The 20,216-nt window shown below is 51.2% G+C and carries 23 protein-coding genes and 1 pseudogene; 15 read left to right on the top strand and 9 right to left on the bottom strand.

The window, feature by feature from the left end:
- The first annotated feature begins 97 nt into the window (after positions 1 to 97).
- The 6 genes from IMQ48_RS15450 to zinT all read left to right on the top strand — a co-directional run bounded on the left by IMQ48_RS15450 (position 98) and on the right by zinT (position 5,590).
- Positions 98 to 1,684: an ABC transporter substrate-binding protein gene (locus IMQ48_RS15450; RefSeq protein WP_196209746.1), complete on the top strand. Its 1,587-nt coding sequence runs from the start codon at positions 98 to 100 to the stop codon at positions 1,682 to 1,684.
- The gene (locus tag IMQ48_RS15445; RefSeq protein WP_196209745.1) at positions 1,684 to 2,658 is read left to right on the top strand and encodes an ABC transporter permease; all 975 of its coding nucleotides are present in this window, start codon (positions 1,684 to 1,686) and stop codon (positions 2,656 to 2,658) included. The genes IMQ48_RS15450 and IMQ48_RS15445 overlap by 1 nt, the downstream gene beginning before the upstream one ends.
- The gene (locus tag IMQ48_RS15440) at positions 2,648 to 3,460 is read left to right on the top strand and encodes an ABC transporter permease (RefSeq protein ID WP_196209744.1); all 813 of its coding nucleotides are present in this window, start codon (positions 2,648 to 2,650) and stop codon (positions 3,458 to 3,460) included. The genes IMQ48_RS15445 and IMQ48_RS15440 overlap by 11 nt, the downstream gene beginning before the upstream one ends.
- Entirely contained in the window at positions 3,454 to 4,248 is a 795-nt protein-coding gene (locus tag IMQ48_RS15435) for an ATP-binding cassette domain-containing protein (RefSeq protein WP_196209743.1), read from the top strand. Before IMQ48_RS15440 ends, IMQ48_RS15435 begins: the two co-directional genes overlap by 7 nt.
- Positions 4,232 to 4,822, top strand: coding sequence for an ATP-binding cassette domain-containing protein (locus tag IMQ48_RS15430; RefSeq protein WP_196209742.1), 591 nt, complete (start codon positions 4,232 to 4,234; stop codon positions 4,820 to 4,822). The genes IMQ48_RS15435 and IMQ48_RS15430 overlap by 17 nt, the downstream gene beginning before the upstream one ends.
- A gap of 117 nt (positions 4,823 to 4,939) precedes the next feature.
- Positions 4,940 to 5,590, top strand: a complete 651-nt coding sequence (gene zinT, locus IMQ48_RS15425) for a metal-binding protein ZinT (RefSeq protein ID WP_196209741.1) — start codon at positions 4,940 to 4,942, stop codon at positions 5,588 to 5,590.
- Between the two features lie 57 nt (positions 5,591 to 5,647).
- Here the strand turns inward: zinT and ycaC are convergent, their stop codons facing one another.
- Positions 5,648 to 6,274, bottom strand: coding sequence for an isochorismate family cysteine hydrolase YcaC (gene ycaC, locus IMQ48_RS15420; RefSeq protein WP_196209740.1), 627 nt, complete (start codon positions 6,272 to 6,274; stop codon positions 5,648 to 5,650).
- 235 nt (positions 6,275 to 6,509) lie between these two features.
- Between ycaC and leuE the strand changes: the two genes are divergently transcribed.
- The 4 genes from leuE to IMQ48_RS15400 all read left to right on the top strand — a co-directional run bounded on the left by leuE (position 6,510) and on the right by IMQ48_RS15400 (position 8,736).
- Positions 6,510 to 7,148: a leucine efflux protein LeuE gene (leuE, locus tag IMQ48_RS15415; protein ID WP_196209739.1), complete on the top strand. Its 639-nt coding sequence runs from the start codon at positions 6,510 to 6,512 to the stop codon at positions 7,146 to 7,148.
- 175 nt (positions 7,149 to 7,323) lie between these two features.
- Complete coding sequence (gene yeaR / locus IMQ48_RS15410) at positions 7,324 to 7,686, top strand: DUF1971 domain-containing protein YeaR (protein ID WP_196209738.1); 363 nt, start codon at positions 7,324 to 7,326, stop codon at positions 7,684 to 7,686.
- Positions 7,687 to 7,689: 3 nt separating this feature from the next.
- Positions 7,690 to 7,872 carry a DUF1869 domain-containing protein gene (locus IMQ48_RS15405; RefSeq protein ID WP_003832433.1) on the top strand — a complete coding sequence of 61 codons (183 nt, stop codon included), beginning with the start codon at positions 7,690 to 7,692 and terminating at the stop codon, positions 7,870 to 7,872.
- Positions 7,873 to 8,091: 219 nt separating this feature from the next.
- Positions 8,092 to 8,736, top strand: coding sequence for a hypothetical protein (locus IMQ48_RS15400; protein WP_196209737.1), 645 nt, complete (start codon positions 8,092 to 8,094; stop codon positions 8,734 to 8,736).
- A gap of 54 nt (positions 8,737 to 8,790) precedes the next feature.
- Here the strand turns inward: IMQ48_RS15400 and fdhF are convergent, their stop codons facing one another.
- Entirely contained in the window at positions 8,791 to 10,938 is a 2,148-nt protein-coding gene (gene fdhF / locus IMQ48_RS15395; RefSeq protein WP_196209736.1) for a formate dehydrogenase subunit alpha, read from the bottom strand.
- A 350-nt stretch (positions 10,939 to 11,288) separates the two neighbouring features.
- Here fdhF and IMQ48_RS15390 point away from each other — a divergent pair, with 350 nt between their 5' ends.
- Positions 11,289 to 11,537, top strand: a complete 249-nt coding sequence (locus IMQ48_RS15390; RefSeq protein ID WP_115258707.1) for a GlsB/YeaQ/YmgE family stress response membrane protein — start codon at positions 11,289 to 11,291, stop codon at positions 11,535 to 11,537.
- 124 nt (positions 11,538 to 11,661) lie between these two features.
- On the opposite strand, the gene IMQ48_RS15385 is transcribed toward IMQ48_RS15390, so the two are convergent.
- Together IMQ48_RS15385 and IMQ48_RS15380 are read right to left on the bottom strand one after the other, a co-directional pair.
- Complete coding sequence (locus IMQ48_RS15385) at positions 11,662 to 11,760, bottom strand: YoaK family small membrane protein (RefSeq protein ID WP_096757327.1); 99 nt, start codon at positions 11,758 to 11,760, stop codon at positions 11,662 to 11,664.
- A 47-nt stretch (positions 11,761 to 11,807) separates the two neighbouring features.
- Positions 11,808 to 12,833, bottom strand: a complete 1,026-nt coding sequence (locus IMQ48_RS15380; protein WP_196209735.1) for a sensor domain-containing diguanylate cyclase — start codon at positions 12,831 to 12,833, stop codon at positions 11,808 to 11,810.
- A gap of 186 nt (positions 12,834 to 13,019) precedes the next feature.
- Here IMQ48_RS15380 and IMQ48_RS15375 point away from each other — a divergent pair, with 186 nt between their 5' ends.
- On the top strand, positions 13,020 to 13,268 hold the full coding sequence (locus IMQ48_RS15375) for a DUF333 domain-containing protein (protein WP_196209734.1): 249 nt from the start codon (positions 13,020 to 13,022) through the stop codon (positions 13,266 to 13,268).
- A 7-nt stretch (positions 13,269 to 13,275) separates the two neighbouring features.
- Here IMQ48_RS15375 and IMQ48_RS15370 read toward each other — a convergent pair whose 3' ends face one another.
- Entirely contained in the window at positions 13,276 to 13,623 is a 348-nt protein-coding gene (locus IMQ48_RS15370; protein WP_196209733.1) for a DUF488 domain-containing protein, read from the bottom strand.
- A gap of 198 nt (positions 13,624 to 13,821) precedes the next feature.
- Here IMQ48_RS15370 and IMQ48_RS15365 point away from each other — a divergent pair, with 198 nt between their 5' ends.
- Complete coding sequence (locus IMQ48_RS15365; RefSeq protein WP_196209732.1) at positions 13,822 to 14,529, top strand: CTP synthase; 708 nt, start codon at positions 13,822 to 13,824, stop codon at positions 14,527 to 14,529.
- A 37-nt stretch (positions 14,530 to 14,566) separates the two neighbouring features.
- Here IMQ48_RS15365 and IMQ48_RS15360 read toward each other — a convergent pair whose 3' ends face one another.
- A complete protein-coding gene (locus tag IMQ48_RS15360) occupies positions 14,567 to 15,754 on the bottom strand; it encodes a CynX/NimT family MFS transporter (RefSeq protein ID WP_196209731.1) in 1,188 nt (395 codons plus the stop codon).
- A 99-nt stretch (positions 15,755 to 15,853) separates the two neighbouring features.
- Here IMQ48_RS15360 and IMQ48_RS15355 point away from each other — a divergent pair.
- Positions 15,854 to 16,646: pseudogene (locus IMQ48_RS15355) on the top strand (helix-turn-helix transcriptional regulator); the annotation flags it as partial.
- On the opposite strand, the gene IMQ48_RS15350 reads toward IMQ48_RS15355, so the two are convergent.
- The 3 genes from IMQ48_RS15350 to dgcJ form a co-directional block, all read right to left on the bottom strand.
- Positions 16,629 to 17,075, bottom strand: a complete 447-nt coding sequence (locus IMQ48_RS15350) for a DUF441 domain-containing protein (protein ID WP_016152803.1) — start codon at positions 17,073 to 17,075, stop codon at positions 16,629 to 16,631. The pseudogene IMQ48_RS15355 and the gene IMQ48_RS15350 overlap by 18 nt on opposite strands.
- Before the next feature lie 144 nt (positions 17,076 to 17,219).
- On the bottom strand, positions 17,220 to 17,723 hold the full coding sequence (locus IMQ48_RS15345; protein WP_196209729.1) for a YbaK/prolyl-tRNA synthetase associated domain-containing protein: 504 nt from the start codon (positions 17,721 to 17,723) through the stop codon (positions 17,220 to 17,222).
- Positions 17,724 to 17,767: 44 nt separating this feature from the next.
- A complete protein-coding gene (dgcJ, locus tag IMQ48_RS15340; protein ID WP_196209728.1) occupies positions 17,768 to 19,258 on the bottom strand; it encodes a diguanylate cyclase DgcJ in 1,491 nt (496 codons plus the stop codon).
- 177 nt (positions 19,259 to 19,435) lie between these two features.
- Here dgcJ and IMQ48_RS15335 point away from each other — a divergent pair, with 177 nt between their 5' ends.
- Complete coding sequence (locus tag IMQ48_RS15335; protein ID WP_196209727.1) at positions 19,436 to 20,206, top strand: class I SAM-dependent methyltransferase; 771 nt, start codon at positions 19,436 to 19,438, stop codon at positions 20,204 to 20,206.
- Positions 20,207 to 20,216: the final 10 nt, after the last annotated feature.

The following is a 20,216-nucleotide window of genomic DNA, read 5'->3' as shown; positions in this document are numbered from 1 at the left end:
AGCCTAAGCGGTCCGCCATAATCCCTTCCCCAGGAGACCTCACAATGGGTACGTGCTGTTGTGCGGTACAAAAATAACGTAGAAACGGGATAAGGTAATGATTAACGGCAAGCTGGCACGGCTGACGTGTGCACTGACCCTCGCATTTTCATCCTCCCTTTTCGCTGCACAACAGGCGGCGGAAGGGCAAACATTGAAACTGGCAATTGGACCAGAACCCACGGAGGGATTCGACCCGATGCTGGGCTGGAGTCACGGCAGCTATCTGCTCCTGCATGCGCCTTTGTTAAAACAAAATGCTGATATGAGCTGGGGAAACCTGCTGACGGAAAAGGTGGAGACCAGCGCTGACGGTAAAACCTGGACGTTAACCTTAAAACCCGATCTTAAATTCTCTGATGGCTCCCCGCTCACGGCCGAAGATGTAGTATTTACCTTCAACAAAGCTGCGACAAGCGGTGGGAAAATTGACATGGGGAACTTCACCCATGCCCGCCTGAAAGACAATCGTACGGTAGAAATGACGCTGCGCAGTCCGCAGAGTACGTTTGTGAATGTGCTGGGCTCGTTAGGCATTGTTCCGGCAAAAAAATACGATGAAAAAACGTTTGCCAGAAATCCAATTGGCGCAGGCCCTTATCGGCTGGTGAGTTTTCAGCCGGGTCAACAATTGATTGTCGAAGCGAATCCCTGGTATGCCGGTAAGAAAAATGATTTTAACCGGCTGGTGTTTGTCTTCCTCGACGAAGATAACGCTTACGCGGCCGCACGCAGTGGTCAACTGGGGCTGGTGCGTATTGCGCCATCAATGGCCGTTGCACCTCAGCAAGACAATTTGAAACTGTGGGTTCGCAACAGTGTAGAGAACCGGGGGATCGTGTTCCCGATGGTACCGGCGGGTAAAAAAGATGCTAACGGCTATCCGATCGGTAACGATATTACCGCCGACGTCGCCATCAGACGGGCCATCAACTACGCTATCGATCGTAAGCAGCTAGCTGAACAGGTTATGGAAGGCCACGCTATCCCGGCGTACAGCGCGGTGCAGGGGCTACCGTGGCAGGGACCGTCGGTTGCGTTTAAAGATGGCGACAGTGACAAAGCGCGCGCGCTTCTGGAACAGGCTGGCTGGAAAGTTGGCCCGGATGGTGTGCGTGTAAAAGGCGGCAAAGAAGCCCGTCTGACCTTATGGTATGCGAGCGGTGACAGTACGCGTCGCGATTTAGCCGAAGCGGTGCGTGCCATGCTCGAACCCGTAGGCATTGCGGTGTCTCTGCAATCCGGAAGCTGGGAAACCGTTGAGCGCCACATGCATTCAAATCCCACGCTGTTTGGCTGGGGGAGTTTAGATCCGATGGAGCTTTTCCATCACTATAGCGGGCAGGCCGCGGGCATTGAGTATTACAACCCCGGCTATTACAGCAATTCTGTGGTTGAACAGCATCTGAAACAGGCCATTGATGCACCGGACTGGCAAAAAGCGGTGCCTTTCTGGCAACAGGTGGAGTGGGATGGCAAGCAGGGCGCAGGCGTTCAGGGTGACGCCGCGTGGGCATGGTTGCTGAATATCCAGCACACTTATCTGGCTAATCCGTGCATTGACCTGGGTAAAGGCGCGCCGGAAATTCACGGCAGCTGGTCTCTGCTCAACAATCTTGATGAATGGACCTGGACCTGCCGCTGATGAAGTCTGTTGTGGGACATTTTCTGCGGCTGATCGTATTGTTGGTGCTGGTCGCTGCTGGCACCTTCATCTTGCTCAGCTTCTCGCCGGTCGATCCGATTCGCGCCTATATTGGTAATGATCTCCTGCATGTTCCGCCTGAACAGTATGCGCGTATCGCTGCACGCTGGGGGCTGGATCAGCCGCTGTGGGAGCGTTTCGGGCACTGGTTTGCACGCATCTTACAGGGCGATCTCGGGTATTCGATGCTGTTTAATGCCCCGGTCGCCAGCGTGATCAAAGAACGTTTTGCCACCTCGTTTGCTCTGCTCTGTGGCGCATGGTTGATGTCGGGGTTACTGGGTACAGCAATGGGGTTCGTTGCCGGGCGCTTCCTGAACCGCTGGCCGGATAAAATGATCTGCCGCCTCAGCTATCTGCTCTCATCATTGCCGACCTTCTGGATAGGTATGTTGTTGTTGGCCGTATTTGCGGTGCGCTGGCCGCTGCTCCCGGTCTGCTGCGCGTGGGAGCCAGGCAACAGTGGCGATATGGCCACTTTTACTGAGCGTCTGCGCCATTTGGTTCTCCCGGTATGTGCCCTCAGTTTATTGGGGTTAGGGCAAATCACTCTTCATACCCGACAAAGCATTGCCAGCGTGATGAAAAGTGACTTCATTCGTTTTGCTCGCTCGCAGGGAGACAAGGGATGGTCGCTGCTGCGCCACCAGGTTCTGCGTCACGCCGTTACTCCGGCGCTGTGCCTGCAGTTTGCTTCACTCGGCGAACTGTTTGGCGGGGCATTGCTGGCAGAAAAGGTTTTTGCGTATCCCGGACTGGGGCAGGCCACCATTGATGCCGGATTACGCGGCGATGTGCCGCTGCTGATGGGGATTGTCTTGTTCAGCACCGTTCTGGTGTTCATCGGTAACTCGCTCTCTTCCTGGTTAGTCCATGTGCTAAATCGCGCGGTGGAGCGTCCCGATGCTCTATAATCCGACCCCAACGTTGATTCGCCTTCTGCTGTCTGCGGGGGCTTTACTCTTCATCGCCATTTACGGCAACGCTACGCTGGATAGCGCACTGAGCGTCAATCTGCTGGCCCGCCATTTGCCGCCGGATGCGCTGCACTGGTTTGGCACTGACAACCTCGGGCGTGATTTATGGGTGCGTTGCTTTCAGGGGGCGTTAACCAGTCTGCAAATTGGCATTGGCGCGGCGGTGTGTAGCGGGGTAATTGCCTTATTGATGGCGGCGGTTTCGCGTTTGCATCCGCGCATGGATGTTCTGATGAGGTTGGTCACCGACGCGATGTTGTCGATGCCGCATCTGCTGCTACTGATTTTGATCTGTTTTACCCTCGGCGGCGGTAAAAGTGGGGTGGTGCTGGCGGTTGCGTTGACCCACTGGCCGCGTTTGGCCTTGATCTTGCGCGCGGAGGCGGAACGCGTCGTACACAGTGACTACCTGATGCTGACACGGCGACTGGGACACGGTCATTTTTACTGCTGGCGTCATCACTATTTACCTGCGCTATTGCCGCAATGGCTGACCGGGACGCTGTTGATGTTCCCGCACGCGGTGTTACACAGCGCGGCGTTAAGTTTTCTTGGATTTGGGTTGGCGCCGCATGAACCGTCGCTCGGGCTATTGCTGGCGGATGCGCTGCGTTTTATCAGCCACGGCAACTGGTGGCTGGTGCTGTTTCCGGGGGTAATGTTGTTCAGCCTGGTGATGTTATTTGATCAGTTTGCCCGGGCAGTACATCGTTTGTGGTTAAGAGGTGACGCATGTTGAGTTTACAGCAGGTCTCGCTGGACGTGGCGCGCTATCGCTGGTACGGCGCGAGGAAATGGTCATCGCTACTCCAGGATATTTCTTTTGATATTGCCCCCGGTCAGATGGTGGCATTAGTCGGCGGCAGCGGGGAAGGTAAGAGTCTGCTGTTGCAGTGTCTGCTTGACCTGTTACCAGACAATCTGCGCGTTCAGGGCGCGATAACCCTCGATGGAAAAACGTTGGACCGTAATGACATCCGTGCATGTCGCGGCAATACTTTTAGTTACGTACCACAAGGGGTTCAGGCGCTTAATCCACTGCTGACGATTGAAAAGCATTTGAAAAGAGCGAGTCAGCTCTCCGGTCATCCCTGGGACGCGGGGGAGATTATACAGCTGCTCCAGCGTAGCCAACTGGATGCCAGCGTATTAGGTGCTTTCCCGCGCCAACTTTCCGGTGGGATGGCCAAACGTGTTCTGGCGTGCCATGCGTCGCTTAGTCAGGCGCAGTATATCCTTGCTGACGAAATTACTGCCTGGCTCGATGCGCCTTTAGCTAATCAGTTGCTGGGGCATTTGCGTGGTCTTTGCGATCAGGGCCGTGGCGTTCTATGGGTGACGCACGATCTCACGCTGGCTGCACGCCATGCGGACCGGATTGTTGCCCTGCATCAGGGGCGGGTATCAGATAACGTAAGTCGGGAACAGCTGTTACGTGGCGATGTCAGCGAACATTTGCAACGGCAATGGCGGGCGTTACCAGAAAGAAATCAACTTTTTGGAGAGTTGAATGCTGTGCTGTCGTGAAGTTGTTATTTGCCAGGGTGATAAGGTGCTGTGGCAAAATCTGACGTTCTCGCTGGCTGTCGGGGAACGCATGGGGATTTGCGCGCCCAGTGGAACCGGGAAAACCACGTTGGGGCGCGTGCTTGCTGGCTGGCAAAAACCAACCTCCGGTGACATTTTAGTGGACGATAAACCGTTACCTGTCGGGCAATATTGCCCGGTACAGCTGGTGCCGCAACATCCGGAACTGACGTTCAATCCCTGGCGAAGTACCGGTGATGCGGTGCGGGATGCCTGGCAACCGGATGCCACAACGCTCGCCCGATTACACATCAACCCGGAATGGTTAACCCGCCGACCAGGGCAGCTTTCCGGTGGTGAACTGGCACGTATTGCGTTACTCCGCGCGCTCGATCCGCGCACGCGCTTTCTCATCGCCGATGAAATTACCGCCCAACTTGACCCTTCTATTCAACGAGATATATGGACGCTGCTTCTCGAAGAGTGCCAGCGTCGTCCGTTAGGTATGCTCATCATTAGTCATCAGCAGGCATTGCTTGATCAGATTTGTTCGCGAATGTTGCCCTGGCCGTAGTCGTACTTTCTCAGTGTGGCCGACTTATCGATGCGATTGAATTTTGCATAACCTCGTTGATTAAATTGATATGTTATATTATAACAACTCACTCGCAACCATATTGAGGGTGAAATTTTGGCTATTCGTTTGGAAAAACTGGCGGTTGTTTTGGGGATGCTGTTAGCCAGTGGTCAGGTGCTGGCGCATGGACACCACTCCCATGGGGCGCCGATGACCGAAATAGAGCAAAAAGCGTCAGAGGGCGTTTTTGATAATAGCAATGTGAAGGACAGGGCGCTGACCGACTGGGATGGAATGTGGCAATCTGTCTACCCTTATCTGCAGAGCGGTGAACTGGATCCAGTATTCAAGCAGAAGGCCGATAAGGATAAAAGTAAAACGGCGGAGGAGATTAAAGCCTATTACCGCAAAGGCTATGCCACTAACGTGGACACTATCGGCATCGAGAACGGTGTGATGGAGTTTCATACGGGTGATAAGGTTACGTCGTGTAAATACGACTACGCTGGATACAAAATATTGACCTATACGTCAGGTAAGAAAGGCGTGCGGTATCTGTTTGAGTGCAAAGAGGCAAATAGTCAGGCGCCGAAATACGTTCAATTTAGCGATCATATTATCGCGCCACGCAAATCGAGCCACTATCACATCTTTATGGGAAATACCTCACAGGCAGCGCTGCTTGAAGAGATGGACAACTGGCCAACCTATTATCCGTATCAGCTTAAAGCAGAAGCGGTGATTGACGAGATGCTGCATCATTAATTCCCATTCGACTGTATTTAAACCCGCCGATAACGGCGGGTTGATAAAAAGCAGAAATTATTTTCCGGAAGCCAGCGTGTTATAGCTGGTCATCAGGTTACGGTAGTCAGGAATATGGTTGGAGAACAGCGTGCCCAACCCTTCAACGTCATTACGCCAATCGCGGTGTAATTCACAAGCCAGACCGAACCAGGTCATCAACTGTACGCCGGCAGATGACATACGGTTCCATGCAGAGTCGCGGGTCAGTGGGTTAAAGGTACCGGAAGCATCTGTGACCACGAATACGTCGAACCCAGCCTCAATGGCCGATAGCGCAGGGAAGGCGACGCACACTTCGGTAACGACCCCGGCGATGATCAGCTGTTTTTTACCCGTCGCCTTAATCGCGTTGACAAAATCGTCGTTGTCCCAGGCGTTAATCTGCCCCGGACGTGCGATGTAAGGTGCGTCAGGAAACAGTGCTTTCAGCTCAGGTACCAGCGGGCCATTAGGACCGGTTTCAAAGCTGGTGGTCAGAATGGTGGGTAATTTGAAGTACTTCGCCAGATCCGCCAGCGCCAGCACGTTGTTTTTAAATTTGTCGGGATCAATGTCACGGACCAGCGACAGCAAACCCGCCTGGTGATCGACCAACAGTACGGCAGCCTGATCTTTATCCACACGTTTATAAGCAATAGTCATTTTTCTTTCTCCAGGTGATGGGAGGGGGCATTGAGGGCTAAACCTATTGATAAACAGTAGTGGCTATCAGGGGGATTGGGTAGTTGCAAAAATGAGTTTCATCGTTGCAAATCTGGAACGGGAAATGTTCTGCAACAGAGTGCGATATTCTTAAGCTTTTCTTTCCATCACCCTATGCATTCGTTAGCATATTGTCTCGCAGCAAGTGTATGTGTTTTATCAGGAAGAGGTTAACGTGTTCGCAGAGTATGGAGTTCTGAATTACTGGACGTATCTGGTGGGGGCTATTTTTATTGTGCTGGTACCGGGGCCCAATACGATATTTGTGCTGAAGAACAGCGTAGGGCGAGGGGTGAAAGGCGGCTACCTTGCAGCATGCGGGGTGTTTATTGGAGATGCCGTGCTGATGTTTTTGGCCTACGCCGGCGTGGCGGCATTGATCAAAACAACGCCCGTTTTGTTTAATATCGTACGTTATCTGGGGGCGTTTTATCTGCTGTATCTCGGTGCGAAGATCCTGTATGCCACGTTAAAATCGAAGGCCACGGATACCGCGACTGAAGAAACGCCTTTTGGCGCTATTTTTAAACGCGCGTTAATTTTGAGCCTGACCAATCCAAAAGCCATCTTGTTTTATGTGTCATTTTTCGTCCAGTTTATTGACGTCAATGCGTCACACTCAGGGCTGTCTTTCTTTATTTTGGCTATTACGCTTGAAGTGGTGAGTTTTTTCTACCTGAGTTTCCTTATTTTCTCAGGTGCTTTTGTCACACAGTATATTCGCACCAAGAAGAAGCTGGCAAAGGTGGGCAATTCCCTTATTGGCTTAATTTTTGTGGGTTTTGCTGCTCGTCTGGCAACGCTTCAGTCGTAACACCACTGGCCCGCTTATAGCGGCGGGCTTTCCGTGTTACCCCATTCATTTCATTGCTCATCAATAAGAATACTAACCAATAAATGGTATTTTAAATGTATATTTTGAAGAGTACCCTGTTCACAGCAGCGATTCAATAAGGCTCGCTGGTTGTCGACTGGAAAAGGGAAGAAAGATGCTTCAAATTCCACAGAACCACATTCATACACGCTCAACTCCGTTCTGGAACAAAGAAACTGCGCCTGCCGGAATTTTCGAACGCCACCTTGATAAAGGAACCCGAGCTGGGGTTTATCCTCGACTTTCGGTTATGCAGGGGGCGGTCAAATATCTCGGATTCGCAGATGAGCACAGCCCGGAGCCCGTAGAGGTGATGATTATTGAAGCCGGTCAGTTTGGCGTTTTTCCACCGGAAAAATGGCATAACATCGAAGTGATGACCGACGATACCTACTTTAATATCGATTTTTTCGTTGCGCCTGAAGTCCTGATGGAGAGTGCTAATCAGCGAAAAGTCGTGCGTACCGGCAAGGAGTAAATCATGGGTAAAGCAACCTATACCGTCACCGTGACCAATAACAGCAATGGTGTTTCTGTTGATTATGAAACAGAAGCACCAATGACACTGTTGGTGCCCGACGTGGCAGCCGAAGTGGTCAAAGATCTGGTGAATACCGTACGTTCGTATGATACTGAAAACGAGCACGAAGTCTGCGGCTGGTAACGCCAGACACACTATTACTCTATGATTTTTTAAAAAACCGCAGTGCGAAATGACAGCGTGTTGCGGTTTTTTTATTAGCTGAACATCTATGTTATGTGTTGCACATAGTCCGGAAAAAGATTTCTTAAGAAATCCTTAAGAACATCGCATTCATTGCTAATAGCCAACCATTCACTGGGGTTATGATCGCAAATCAGTTACTCTAAGAATATCGCGCTTATGAAATTTAATACCCAACTCACGTTACCCACACTCCTGCTTGGGCTGCTCGCTGTTGCTATCCCGTTTACCGCAAACTGGCATTTACCTTTGTTAGATGGTCTCGTTGTCAGGTGTATCGAAAATGGGCAAGCGCTCTGGCTGCTGTTCGGAGCGGTGTTCACCTTCTGCTACATACGACCTTTATCGTGCTCTGAAGGTAAGAAACAATTTTGGCTGTGGGCCGTGGTGTGGTGGCTGGTACTGTTGGGCAGAAGCACTAGCTGGGGTCGGGACTACTTCCCTGAGCACCCGAAACTGGTATTCAGAGCCATCTCTGTTGTGCTTATCGCCATGATTATCTTGCCGGTACTGATCTCGAAACCGCTGCGTCGGGAAATGGTGCGTCGCTTCCGTGAGGAACCACTGCCGCTGTGGCTGCTGGTGATTACGGTGTGTACGTTTTTGATCTCAGATACGGTGGAACACCACCGCCTGCTGGGCCCTCTGTTTTTACACAACGCCCATTACGGCGATCTTATTGAAGAGTTGTACGAAGTGCCGTTTATGGTGGGGCTATTCCTGATTAATTTCGGCATTATGCGCCGGGACAAGCACGAAGCGTATTCATCCGTTCATGTCGGCAAACCGCAACTGGTCGATTGATACAACACGCAGCCTGAGCCAGCAATAAAAGGCTCAGGCTGCGGTGGCAGTTGCTTACGCAATAGCCTCACATAAACGTGATTTCATCTCGCTGTACGATTGTGCGGCATATTTCTCCGCCCAACTTTGATCGGTGATGTGTTCGATATTCACCGCGCAGTACTTGGTTTCAGGTGTTTTCGAGATAGGATCAAGATTATCCTGAGTTAGCTCGTTACATGCGCCAATCCACCACTGATAAGTCATATACACCGTTCCGCTATTGATGCGCTCGGAGACATCGGCTCGGCTAATGACTTTCCCACGACGGGAACTCACCCACACCAGGTCACGATGACGGATCCCCTGTTTGGCGGCGTCCTGAGTATTGATTTGCACATAGCCCGGTTCATCTGCCAGCGCCTGCAGCGCCGCGCAGTTGCCAGTCATGGAACGACAGGAGTAATGTCCCACTTCGCGCACGGTACAGAGCACCATCGGGTATTTTTCATCCGGCACTTCGGCAGGGGCTCGCCACTGAGCGGCAAACAGCTTGCCTTTACCGTTGGCGGTATCAAACCGACTATTCTGATAGAGATACGGGGTGCCAGGGTGACCAAGATCCGGACAGGGCCACTGAATATGGCCCATCTCGCCCATTTTCTCATACGTTACCCCATAGAATAGCGGACAGAGTTCGCGCATCTCATCCCAGATTTGTTGGTTGTTTTGATACTGCATTGGGTAACCCATTTCGGTCGCCAGCAGACTGATAATTTCCCAGTCGCGCTTCACATCCCCGGTGGGTTCGATCGCCTTCTCAAAGCGCTGGAAGCCGCGATCGGCGCAGGTAAATACGCCACCGTGTTCGCCCCATGAGGTCGCAGGCAGGATAACGTCAGCCATTTCCGCCGTCTTGGTCATGAAGATGTCCTGCACCACGACAAAATCGAGCGCGTTGAACCCCTCACGAACCAGACCTAAATCAGCCTCAGTTTGCAGCGGGTCTTCCCCCATGATGTAGTAGGCTTTAACTTTGCCTTCAATCGCCAGATGCGGAACTTCGGTGATCCGTGTACCCACTTTGTCATCCATCAGGCTGACGTCGATCCCCCAGGCTTGCGCAAATTTCGCTCTCACAGCGGGATCTGTGACGTCCTGATAACCTGGAAACTGATTAGGAAGAACACCCATATCACATGCGCCCTGCACGTTATTCTGCCCGCGCACCGGGCCGACGCCGACGTTAGGTCGTCCCAGATTCCCGGTCAGTAGGGCCAGGCTCGACAAACCGCGCACGACGTCGACAGCCTGGCCGAACTGCGTCACGCCCATTCCCCACATTACCGTTGCTGACGGTGCGGCGGCGAATGTGCGCATTGCCTGGCGTACCTGCTGAGCGGGAACGCCGGTGAGGTGTTCAACGGCTTCAGGTGCATAGTCCTTCACAGTTTCCCAATAGATTTCCAGGCCTTCGACATGCTTTTGCACATATTCACGATCGTAGAGTTGTTCTTCGATCAACACGTGACCAAAGGCGTTGACCAGCGCCATGTTACAGCCATTTTTCAACTGCAGATGCTGGTCTGCAATACGCGCGGTTTCAATGCGGCGAGGATCGCAGACAATGATTTTCGCGCCGTTCTGACGGGCTTTGATGACCCGGCGGGCGACAATCGGATGAGAGTCTGCACAGTTGTAGCCGAAGATGAGCAGACATTTAGAGTTTTCAATATCACTGATGGAGTTGCTCATCGCGCCATTGCCTAAGGTTTCCTGTAATCCGGCAACGGAAGGACCATGACATACGCGAGCACAGCAGTCGACATTGTTGGTGTTGAGTACGCCACGTGCGAACTTTTGCATCACGTAGTTGGTCTCATTCCCTGTTCCCCGGGAAGATCCCGTGGTCATAATTGCGCGGGGACCATGAGCATTTTTGATGTCGGATAAGCGTTTTGCGGTGTAGCGAATGGCTTCATCCCAGCTGACGGGCGTGAACTTTCCCCCTTTTTCATATCGGATCAGCGGGCGAGTCAGACGGGGCGTCAGAAGGCGGGTATCGTTAAGGAAGTCCCAACCATAGTAGCCTTTCAGGCATAACTGATTTTGGTTGGTGACACCCTCTGCGGCTTCAGCGCGGATGATTTTGTTATTTTCAACAACAAGCTTGAGCTTGCACCCGGCCCCACAGTATGGGCATACACTGGTGATTTTTTTCATCAATAACAGACCTGTTAAATGCTGAAATAGCGCGAATTGTAGACGCAGTCGCGTGAATCAGTCACGGACTACGATGTGTCGTAGTGACGGGCAGTTAAAGCATAAAGCGTGCCAGAAGTGATAACGCAGTCACTGCTGGCCTTAGCGATAAAATTAGCGGCAAAGTGACTGACGAAACGACATTAATGACGATTAGCGACACTATTCCCAGGGGGATTAACCCCATGAAACATCGGAAAAAGACGAAAAAATCAGAGTGATGGTGATCACAAATTTTAATTTTTCAGGTCTATGCTATGCTTTTAAATAACGAGTTAATCGTTCACGTAAAAACATAAGTGAGGAAACAAATGGGCATACTTTCATGGATTATTTTCGGTCTTATCGCTGGGATTTTGGCAAAATGGATTATGCCAGGTAAAGATGGCGGCGGATTTTTTATGACCATTATTTTAGGGGTTATTGGTGCTGTCGTTGGCGGATGGATCAGTACATTGCTTGGCTTTGGTAAAGTTGATGGTTTCAACTTCGGTAGCTTTGCCGTGGCAATTATCGGTGCGCTTGTTGTTCTGTTTATCTACAGAAAAGTCAAAAGCTAGCTAAAAACGTATGCTGAAATAAAGGCCACTCCGAGTGGCCTTTATTTTTACCACCAACCCATTTTGGTTCCCAGCACCACAATAATGGCGACGCCAATCATAACAAGTGTTGTTTTTTTCACGATTATGCTCCCGGCGCGGCATAGCCGCCAATAAAGAACCAGGATAAGAAAACAACAGCGGAAATGAAGATAATGACAGGAAAAATAATACCAATCCGCATGGTTTCACCAGCCAACGTTATGTAATGATGAACCAGAATAGCAGGGCTTAATGTGTGACAAAAGCAGTTTTGTCCTGACGTTTTTTATCCTGATACATCGCACTGTCTGCGTCATGAAGCGCACAGTTTAAGTCTGTTTCTCGTGGGTCGACTTCAATAACACCCAGGCTGGCGCCAGGATAAAACAGACGAATAGCCCCTAACTGATAGTCGCCGCGTATTTGCTCTTGCAGCTGCTTTTTCATGCTTTGCAGGCGTGCTTGCAGATCAATGTCATGCTGTTGCGACAGGACGGCGACCAGAAACTCGTCGCCGCCCAGCCGGCCGAGAATATCATTTTCACTGCACTCACGGCGTAAACGTTGACCAATCTGGATCAGAAACTGGTCGCCAACTTCATGACCAAAACGGTCATTGATCAGCTTGAAATCATCTAAATCGATATAGGCGACAATGATTTTCTGTCGCATATGCCGGGCCAGTGAAAAGAGGGTTTCCATATTTTCAAAAATCGCCCGACGGTTCGGTAATCCGGTGAGTGCGTCAGTGTAGGAGTGTGCAATGAGTGCCGCATTCGCTTGACGTAATTGCGTCATCAGGGACTCTTTCTGGATAGACTGCGCAATCAGCCCTGCAAACAGATGCAGGACCTGCTCTCCACGTTGGCTCAATGTTTGTTGTTGCCGGCTGGTGGCACAAAGCGTGCCATAGAACGTCCCATCTGGAAGGTGAACAGGTGTGCTCAAAAAGGTAGTGATTTCCAGTGCGCGTGCGGCGGTGCAGTCTGGCCACCGTGCGGGGACGTTATCGCTGTACAAGCAGTTGTCTTCGATTGCGCGTTTGCATAAAGTTTCATCCCACGGTACAGAGAGACCTTCGGGGATCTGCATCTGCCGACTGTTACGTGCATACAGAATATGCTGCAATCGGGCATCTAAATCGACTTTAGTTAAATAAGTCGACTCCATGTCAGTCACCATTTCCAGCATCTCCAGAAGTTGCCGAACCAGACCCTCAACCGATTGCTCGGTGGCTAATGATTGTGAGACTCTGGCAAGGATCATGTCAGACATGAGAGGTAAATACTCCTGAGTGGTAACAACGATGGTGATGTCTGCATGATAAATCATCACTGTGAAAGATGAAACATAGCCGGCAGTTCAAAATGTAAGCGTGAAATAAAAACGTATCAGTAAAACATGGAGATACGCGGGCAGTCGGCGTAATCTGCCGCAATAACTTTATTATCAGGAGTAGCTATGAAGTCTGTGTTTATCGTGTTGTCAGGCATGCTGATGCTGGCAGGGTGTACGACGCAACCGGATGCGCCAACACCACCGAAAGTGGGCATGGCGAATCCGGCATCCGTCTATTGCCAGCAAAAAGGTGGCTCGCTGATTGCGGTGCAAACGCCGCAAGGGGTACGTTCTGACTGCAAGCTTCCCGGTGGGGAAGTGATTGATGAATGGACGCTTTGGCGCAGAGATCACCCGGTTAAAGCGCAGTGATGGGCTGTCACCATTGACGTAACCATTCAGCCAGCACGAGGGCGTGGTTTTGCTGTGTATTTTTTGCCGCATACAGCAGCGTGACGGTCTGCTGACGCGCGATGTCAGCAAGCCGTTTCCCTTCCTGCTGTTGCTGTACGAGTTCTGTGCGGTATTGTTCGGCGAAATGTTTGAAATCAATAAGCTCTGCGTGGAATGCTTTGCGTAGCTCGGCCGAGGGCGTGAGGGCTTTGTTCCACTCATCGAAATCCAGATCGGTTTTTTTTATCCCACGTGGCCACAGTCTGTCGACCAGAACGCGATAACCATCATTTTTATCAGCCGGGTCGTACACGCGTTTACACTGAATATTCATTTCTCAATCCGCTCCGTTCAGTCACCAAATGGGGACGTTTCATTAGCTTCATTACGGCTCAATAAGATCGCAAAACGTGACCATTATAGCATTTTGCCGCGACCGACTCCCAATTTAAGGGATTGTGAAAACAACAAAATATCGGTAGGGTGAGGCTCCTTATGTTGTCCCTTATTGTCAGGACATAAGGAAACTCTCATGGATATTTCCCCTGTAAAAAATACGCTTCGCATTGCGCTGGTTGGCGATTACAACCCAGAAATTGTTGCGCACCAGGCGATTCCCCTCGCCATCGATGATGCTGCCGCGGTGCTGGAATTAATGGCGGATTACGATTGGCTAACTACATCGGATATCAATAGCAGTGAGGATTTGGTCGGCTATGACGCCATCTGGGTGGTGCCCGGTAGCCCGTATCAGCACACTGACGGCGCGCTGACGGCAATTCGTTACGCTCGTGAAAACAGTATTCCTTTTCTCGGCACATGCGGTGGTTTTCAGCACGCCATCCTCGAATATGCCCGCAATGTGCTGGGTTGGTACGACGCCGCACATGCAGAAACGGATACCGCAGGCCGCATGGTGATTGCACCGCTGAGCTGCTCGCTGGTTGAAAAAACGGACGATATCGAACTGCGGGCGAATACGCTAATCGCCAAAGCCTACAATCAGGAGGTGATTTCTGAAGGCTATCACTGCAACTACGGCGTATCGCAAGCCTTTGCCTGCGAACTTGAGCGCGGTGATCTACGCGTGACGGGATGGGATGAGGCGGGAGATATTCGCGCCATTGAGCTGGTGACGCATCCTTTTTATGTTGGCACGCTTTTTCAGCATGAACGCGGGGCGTTGGCGGGAAAACCTGTTCCGCTAGTTCAGGCGATGCTGCGCGCGGCGCGCGGATAAAAAGTCGGGCAGGCCTGAAATGAGCCTGCCCGGGACGTTATGATGTGGTTATCTCACGGTTGCGCCCGGCATAAAGGCCAAACACGGCCATTAGCGTCGCTAACAGGGCAACGGCAACCAGCGGGATCTGCCAGTTCCCGTTGAAGTCGTGAATTTTACCCATCAACGGCGGTCCACATGCCGCCAGTAAATACCCGACGGACTGCGCCATACCTGACAGCGCGGCGGCCTGGTGCGCAGAACTGGCGCGAAGCCCAATGAACGTCAGTCCGAGGATCATCGTTGCACCAGAGCCAAAGCCAAATAAAATTGTCCACAGTATGGCCTGGTCGGGCAGCAGCCAGAAGCCCAGGGCTGCAATCGCGCACATCAATGAGACCAGTGCGGCGATGGCGCGCTGATCCTTCAATTTAAACAAAATTAAGGGGATCAGTAAGCCGGGTACGGCGGTGGCAAGCTGCAGTAAACCGTGCAGCGAACCGGCCTGCGCCTCGCTGTAGCCATGGCTAATCAAAATAGCGGGCAGCCAGCCAATAATCACGTAATAGACGAGTGAGTTGATCCCCAAAAACAGCGTCACCTGCCAGGCGAGGCTGGAGTGCCAGATCCCACGGGAATGTAACGCGCGCGAGTTACTCATCGTGGCATGGCTCGTCTGGCGATACTGCGGTAACCAGATAAACAGCGCCAGCAGCGGAAAGACCATCAACATCATTAGCGCACCGCGCCAGCCGAATCCGTTAAGCGCCAGCGGCACGACGATCGCTGAGCCAATAGCGGCCGCTGCCCCCATCGTCAGCGAGTATGCCCCGGTGAGTTTTGCCACATGTTGCGAAAAATCACGCTTAATCAACCCTGGAAGCAGCACGTTGCCTAATGCAATTCCACAGCCAATGAGGGTGGTTCCTGCAAACAAGAACGGCGGCGAGGGCAACGAACGTATGGCAATACCGGCGCAAATCAGCAGCATGGCGGCAAACAGGCTGCGCTCAATACCCCATCGACGGGCAACGCCCGCCGCCAGAGGGGAAACCAACGCAAAGGCCAGCAGCGGTAAGGTGGTTAAAAGACCAGTTTGGGCGGTCGTCAGTACGTAATCCGCGCGAATGGCATCCAGCAGCGGTGCTGCCCCTGTAAAGGTGACGCGTAGCGTGGTGGCGATCATCAGGATACCCGCAATCAGCAAAGCACCTTGTTTGCCGCGGGGGGAAGGGGAATAGGTCATCTTTTTCTCTTATTGTCAGGCGAGGCGATACCTTAGCGTTTTTACAGGATGGATGAATCAAGCTAAAATGACATATTATCGCTTAAATCGGACAATATGATGCTGGGACTGAGGCTGGATGGGTATGAACCGGATCGTTATCACGATGCCGCCGTGGCTTTTTGCATTCAGGCTCAGGAAGATGAACTCTTCAGTCCGCTGCATCAGCACCGTAAAGGCCAGCTGATTCTGGCACTGCATGGCGCCATTACTTGTGAAGTTGAACACGCCATGTGGATGGTGCCGCCCCAGTACGCGGTGTGGATCCCGGGTGAGATCCCTCACAGCAATCACGTCACCGTTGGCGCTGAGCTGTGTTTTTTATTTATTGAACCGCAGGCGGTAGTGATGCCCGAACGCTGCTGCACGCTGAAAATATCACCACTATGCCGGGAGCTGATTCTTTCACTGGCGACCAGAACAGATGCCCAACGGCTGGAGCCGTCGACGCAGCGGCTGACACAGGTCTTGTTTGATGAACTTCCTCAGCAGGCGCAAGAGCAAATGCAACTGCCAGTTTCCGATCATCCAAAAATTCGCAAGATGGTAACAACCATGGCCCAGGAGCCTGCGCAATGGCAGACTTTAGGCCAGTGGGCCAGCGTGTTTGCGATGAGTGAACGCAATCTTGCCCGGCTGGTGGTGAAAGAGACCGGGTTGAGTTTTCGCCGTTGGCGTCATCAGTTGCAGTTGATTCTGGCGCTACAGGCGTTGGTGGATGGCCGCAATGTACAGCAGGTTGCCCACATGTTGGGTTACGATTCAACAACCGCCTTTATCACCATGTTCAAAAAAGGCCTGGGTCAAACCCCAGGCCGTTATCTGACGGGGCTGGCTACTGTTTCCCCACAATCAGCGAAACCAGACCTGCGGCGATGAGCGGCCCCACAGGAACACCGCGAAACAGCGCGACGCCCAGCACCGTACCGACCAGCAACCCGGCGACCAACTGCGGCTGACTGCCCATCAGTGTGACGCCACGGCCCCCCAGCCAGGAGACGAACACGCCGATAGCAATGGCGACCAGTGACTTCCAGTTTACGAAGGAGTGAATGAGCGTGGAGGGCGGTAGCGTTCCGCTGGCGATCGGTGCCATTACACCAATCGTCAAGATAATAATCCCGACGGTCAGCCCCTGTTTTTCAATCCATGGGAAAAAAGTATTCAGCGGAGTAACACGGACAATAATCAGCACCAGAATTGAAACAGCGACAGTGGTGTTGTGGCTGACAAAGCCCAGAGCTGCCAGTCCGAGCAGGATCAGCAGAGTGACATCAAACATCGTAGTTTCCTTGCCAAAAAAGATAAGCCTGCTTACTGTACGCGCAAATGCGTGGTGGAACAGGCTTTTTTTAGTGATGTATACGCTATTTGGGCGAACGCATAACCGTGCGTTTCTGTGCCGGTAACGGGGTGTTATAGCGTGTTATTGTGTGCGGCGAAACGTGACTAACTCCGGTTGCGCAATGCGCAGGTAATCCTGAGTATCCATAATGACCGACTTTTCCAGTATTCCGGCGTTAAAGGCAATCTCATCGAAACGCTCGAACAACAGTGGATCGGCAACTAACTTGAGCTGAGGATGGAAGCTGAAAGGGGGAATAGCGCCAAAGACGCATCCCGTCAGTTGATCCACTTCAGCAGGACTGGCCAGGGAGGCCCTCAAACCGCCAAGATGGCCGGCAAGCTGACTCAGGTCGGCCTGCTGATCGGCAGAGAGAATGGCAAGAACATGCTGATTGACGCCATTGCCTTTCACTTTACACACCAGGGCTTTTGCTCCCTGACCCAAGGCCGTACCGCGAATCTCTGATACCGCCTCGCATTTGCCGACGGCTTCATGGCTGACCACGCGGTACGTTGCACCGTGTTCCACTAATAGCGCGATCAAACGTTGATGAGTGGCATTATCTTTATTCACTTCCGTCATTTCTTACTCCTGATACTACAATAAATATCCTGCGCAGAAAAATATCACGAACGAGGGTGCTTTTTCTGTTTGTTTAGATAGAGCCGGGCGTCAGAGGCTTTGTAGGCATCGTTAATTGTGTCCCCCGGGCGCATATTATATACGCCGGCAGAGAAACTAACGGATCTCTCTGGCGCAATAATATGCAAGTTTTCGTTGATTCGTTCCAGCAACGAAGAGGTGAGTTCAACAGGATAATCGATAAGGATAATACAGAACTCATCGCCACCGAGACGAATTGCATAATCACTTTTGCGGATCGAGGTTTGAATCGCTTTGGCCAGAATGGTGATAATACGATCGCCTTCCTGGTGTCCCAGTGTGTCATTAATGGTTTTCAGCTTGTCGCAATCGATAGAGATAAACGTCACTCGCGTTCCGGCGTTGACCAGCTGCTGCAAACGTTGTTCAAGTGTTGGCGTTAATATTTTACGGTTGTACAGTCCGGTCATGGCATCGCTGATATTTTCGCGCCGGACATTGTGATACAAACGAAAGTGGGTTCTAACCAAATTCAGTAGCAGCGCGGTTGCAAGCAGATAAAAAGCAAAAATCTTCCAGGAGGAGACAATAAAGTACATTAGATCAAGCGATAGTGTAATACGTATTCCACCTGGTATTTCATTTACATATTGCACATACTGGAACAGGTCTGACTTACTTTTGTTGATGACGATCTCTTTTCCCGAACTGACGTCAGATAGCGTTACGTTCAGATAACGCCAGACGAGGGGACGGTCGCTGGTATAAAAAATATGTTTCAGATTGTCCTTATTAACATCGACCATCACGACGCCTTTGAGTTTACCGGCATAATAGACTGGGGTGATAAAGCTCATAACCTTTTCTTGTGTCAGGTCATCCTCATAAATACTGGAAATGACGGTGCGACCGGTAAAAACATCGTCAATATCGTTCTGGTGAATTCCCAGCGTGCCTTTTTGTAAAAAAGACCAATGATTCATTGTGAATTGGTGCGAGTTAATCAAGTTGTAGAAATAGATATAGTTATTGTTTAAATCAATGTAGTAGCGAAATTTATATTCCAGCGTGGCTAATCCGTGGCCGTAATCGACCAGTTCACGATTGGCGTTGACCGCCTGGTCGAATGCTGGCAACAAAAATATGTCATCAAGTTGTTCAATACAGTTTGCTGAATGGGTCTGCAAGGTGCCGCGTAACGGAAGATAGCTATGTGAGGTGAGATTCAACCCGTATGTGCCGTTAATGCGTTCAAAAGCATGGCAAAGTTCTTTTCGTTGTTCAGCAGAAACAGGGGCTTTGGGCGATGAAAAACGGCGCATCAAATGGGCGGCAATACTCTGGTTAGTATACTTGTCATACAGAAAAGAGGAGTCTGCTTTCTCAATGACATAACGCATATAGGCGTTCATTGCTCGATCGCTGGCAATCATTTCATACACCAGAAAAGAAGAGGTCAAAACAATAACGCTTACGGAGATAAAGTGCCGGAGCGCTTTATGATGAAACTTCATAATGTTTTTCAGCCCTGTAAGTCCGATACTTCAGTTTATCACACGCCAAACGTCCGCTCTAACGGTATGGGAAATACCGAGCGTGGGCTATTTTTGTAATAAAAATCATTCGTGCTCTTCACCTTTAACCCTTAATGTTGTATTTATAATGCAACTTATAGCGAAGGAGACCGGCCAATGAGCACGACGGAAAAAGCGGGCCATACATTTTTAGCCAGCCTGGGGAAAACCCGCCTGCGTCCGGGCGGCGTAGAAGCCACTGAATGGTTGTTCGCTCAGTCGCAATTGACACCAGACAGCCAGGTGCTTGAAGTGGCGTGTAACATGGCAACTACGGCGATTGAACTGGTACAACGCTTTGGCTGCACTGTTTACGCTATCGACATGGATAAAGATGCGCTGGTTAATGCGAGAAATAATGTCGCTGTTCATGGTCTGGAAAATCACATCCATGTCATGGCCGCTAACGCGAATACCCTACCTTTTGCTGACAACAGTTTTGATGTCGTGGTTAATGAAGCCATGCTCACGATGTACGGTGATAAAGCTAAAGCGAAGCTGATTGCGGAATATCATCGGGTACTGAAACCTGGCGGGCGCTTGTTAACCCATGACATTATGTTCACGGCCCAAAAACTGGGCGAGGGCGATCAAACCCAGCTTCAACGGGTGGTGAAATCAAACGTGAGCCCACTGACACAACAAGGCTGGCGCGATCTGTTTCTCGGCACGGGATTTGAACAGGTTCTGCAGCAAAATGGCGAAATGTCGCTGATGTCGCCGCGGGGATTGATTCGCGATGAAGGATTTAATGGCGCACTGAAAATTGCTTATAACGGTTTACGTACGCATGAGAATCGCCAGCGTTTTCTTAAGATGTTCCGCTTTTTCCGTGCACAGCGTCACCAACTCAACTATATCGCCTGCTGTTCCGTAAAGGGAAAATAAAAAGGATAAA

This window comes from Citrobacter sp. Res13-Sevr-PEB04-36 (assembly GCF_015672735.1).
GTDB lineage: Bacteria > Pseudomonadota > Gammaproteobacteria > Enterobacterales > Enterobacteriaceae > Citrobacter.
This window is presented reverse-complemented; position numbering and strand designations above follow the sequence as displayed.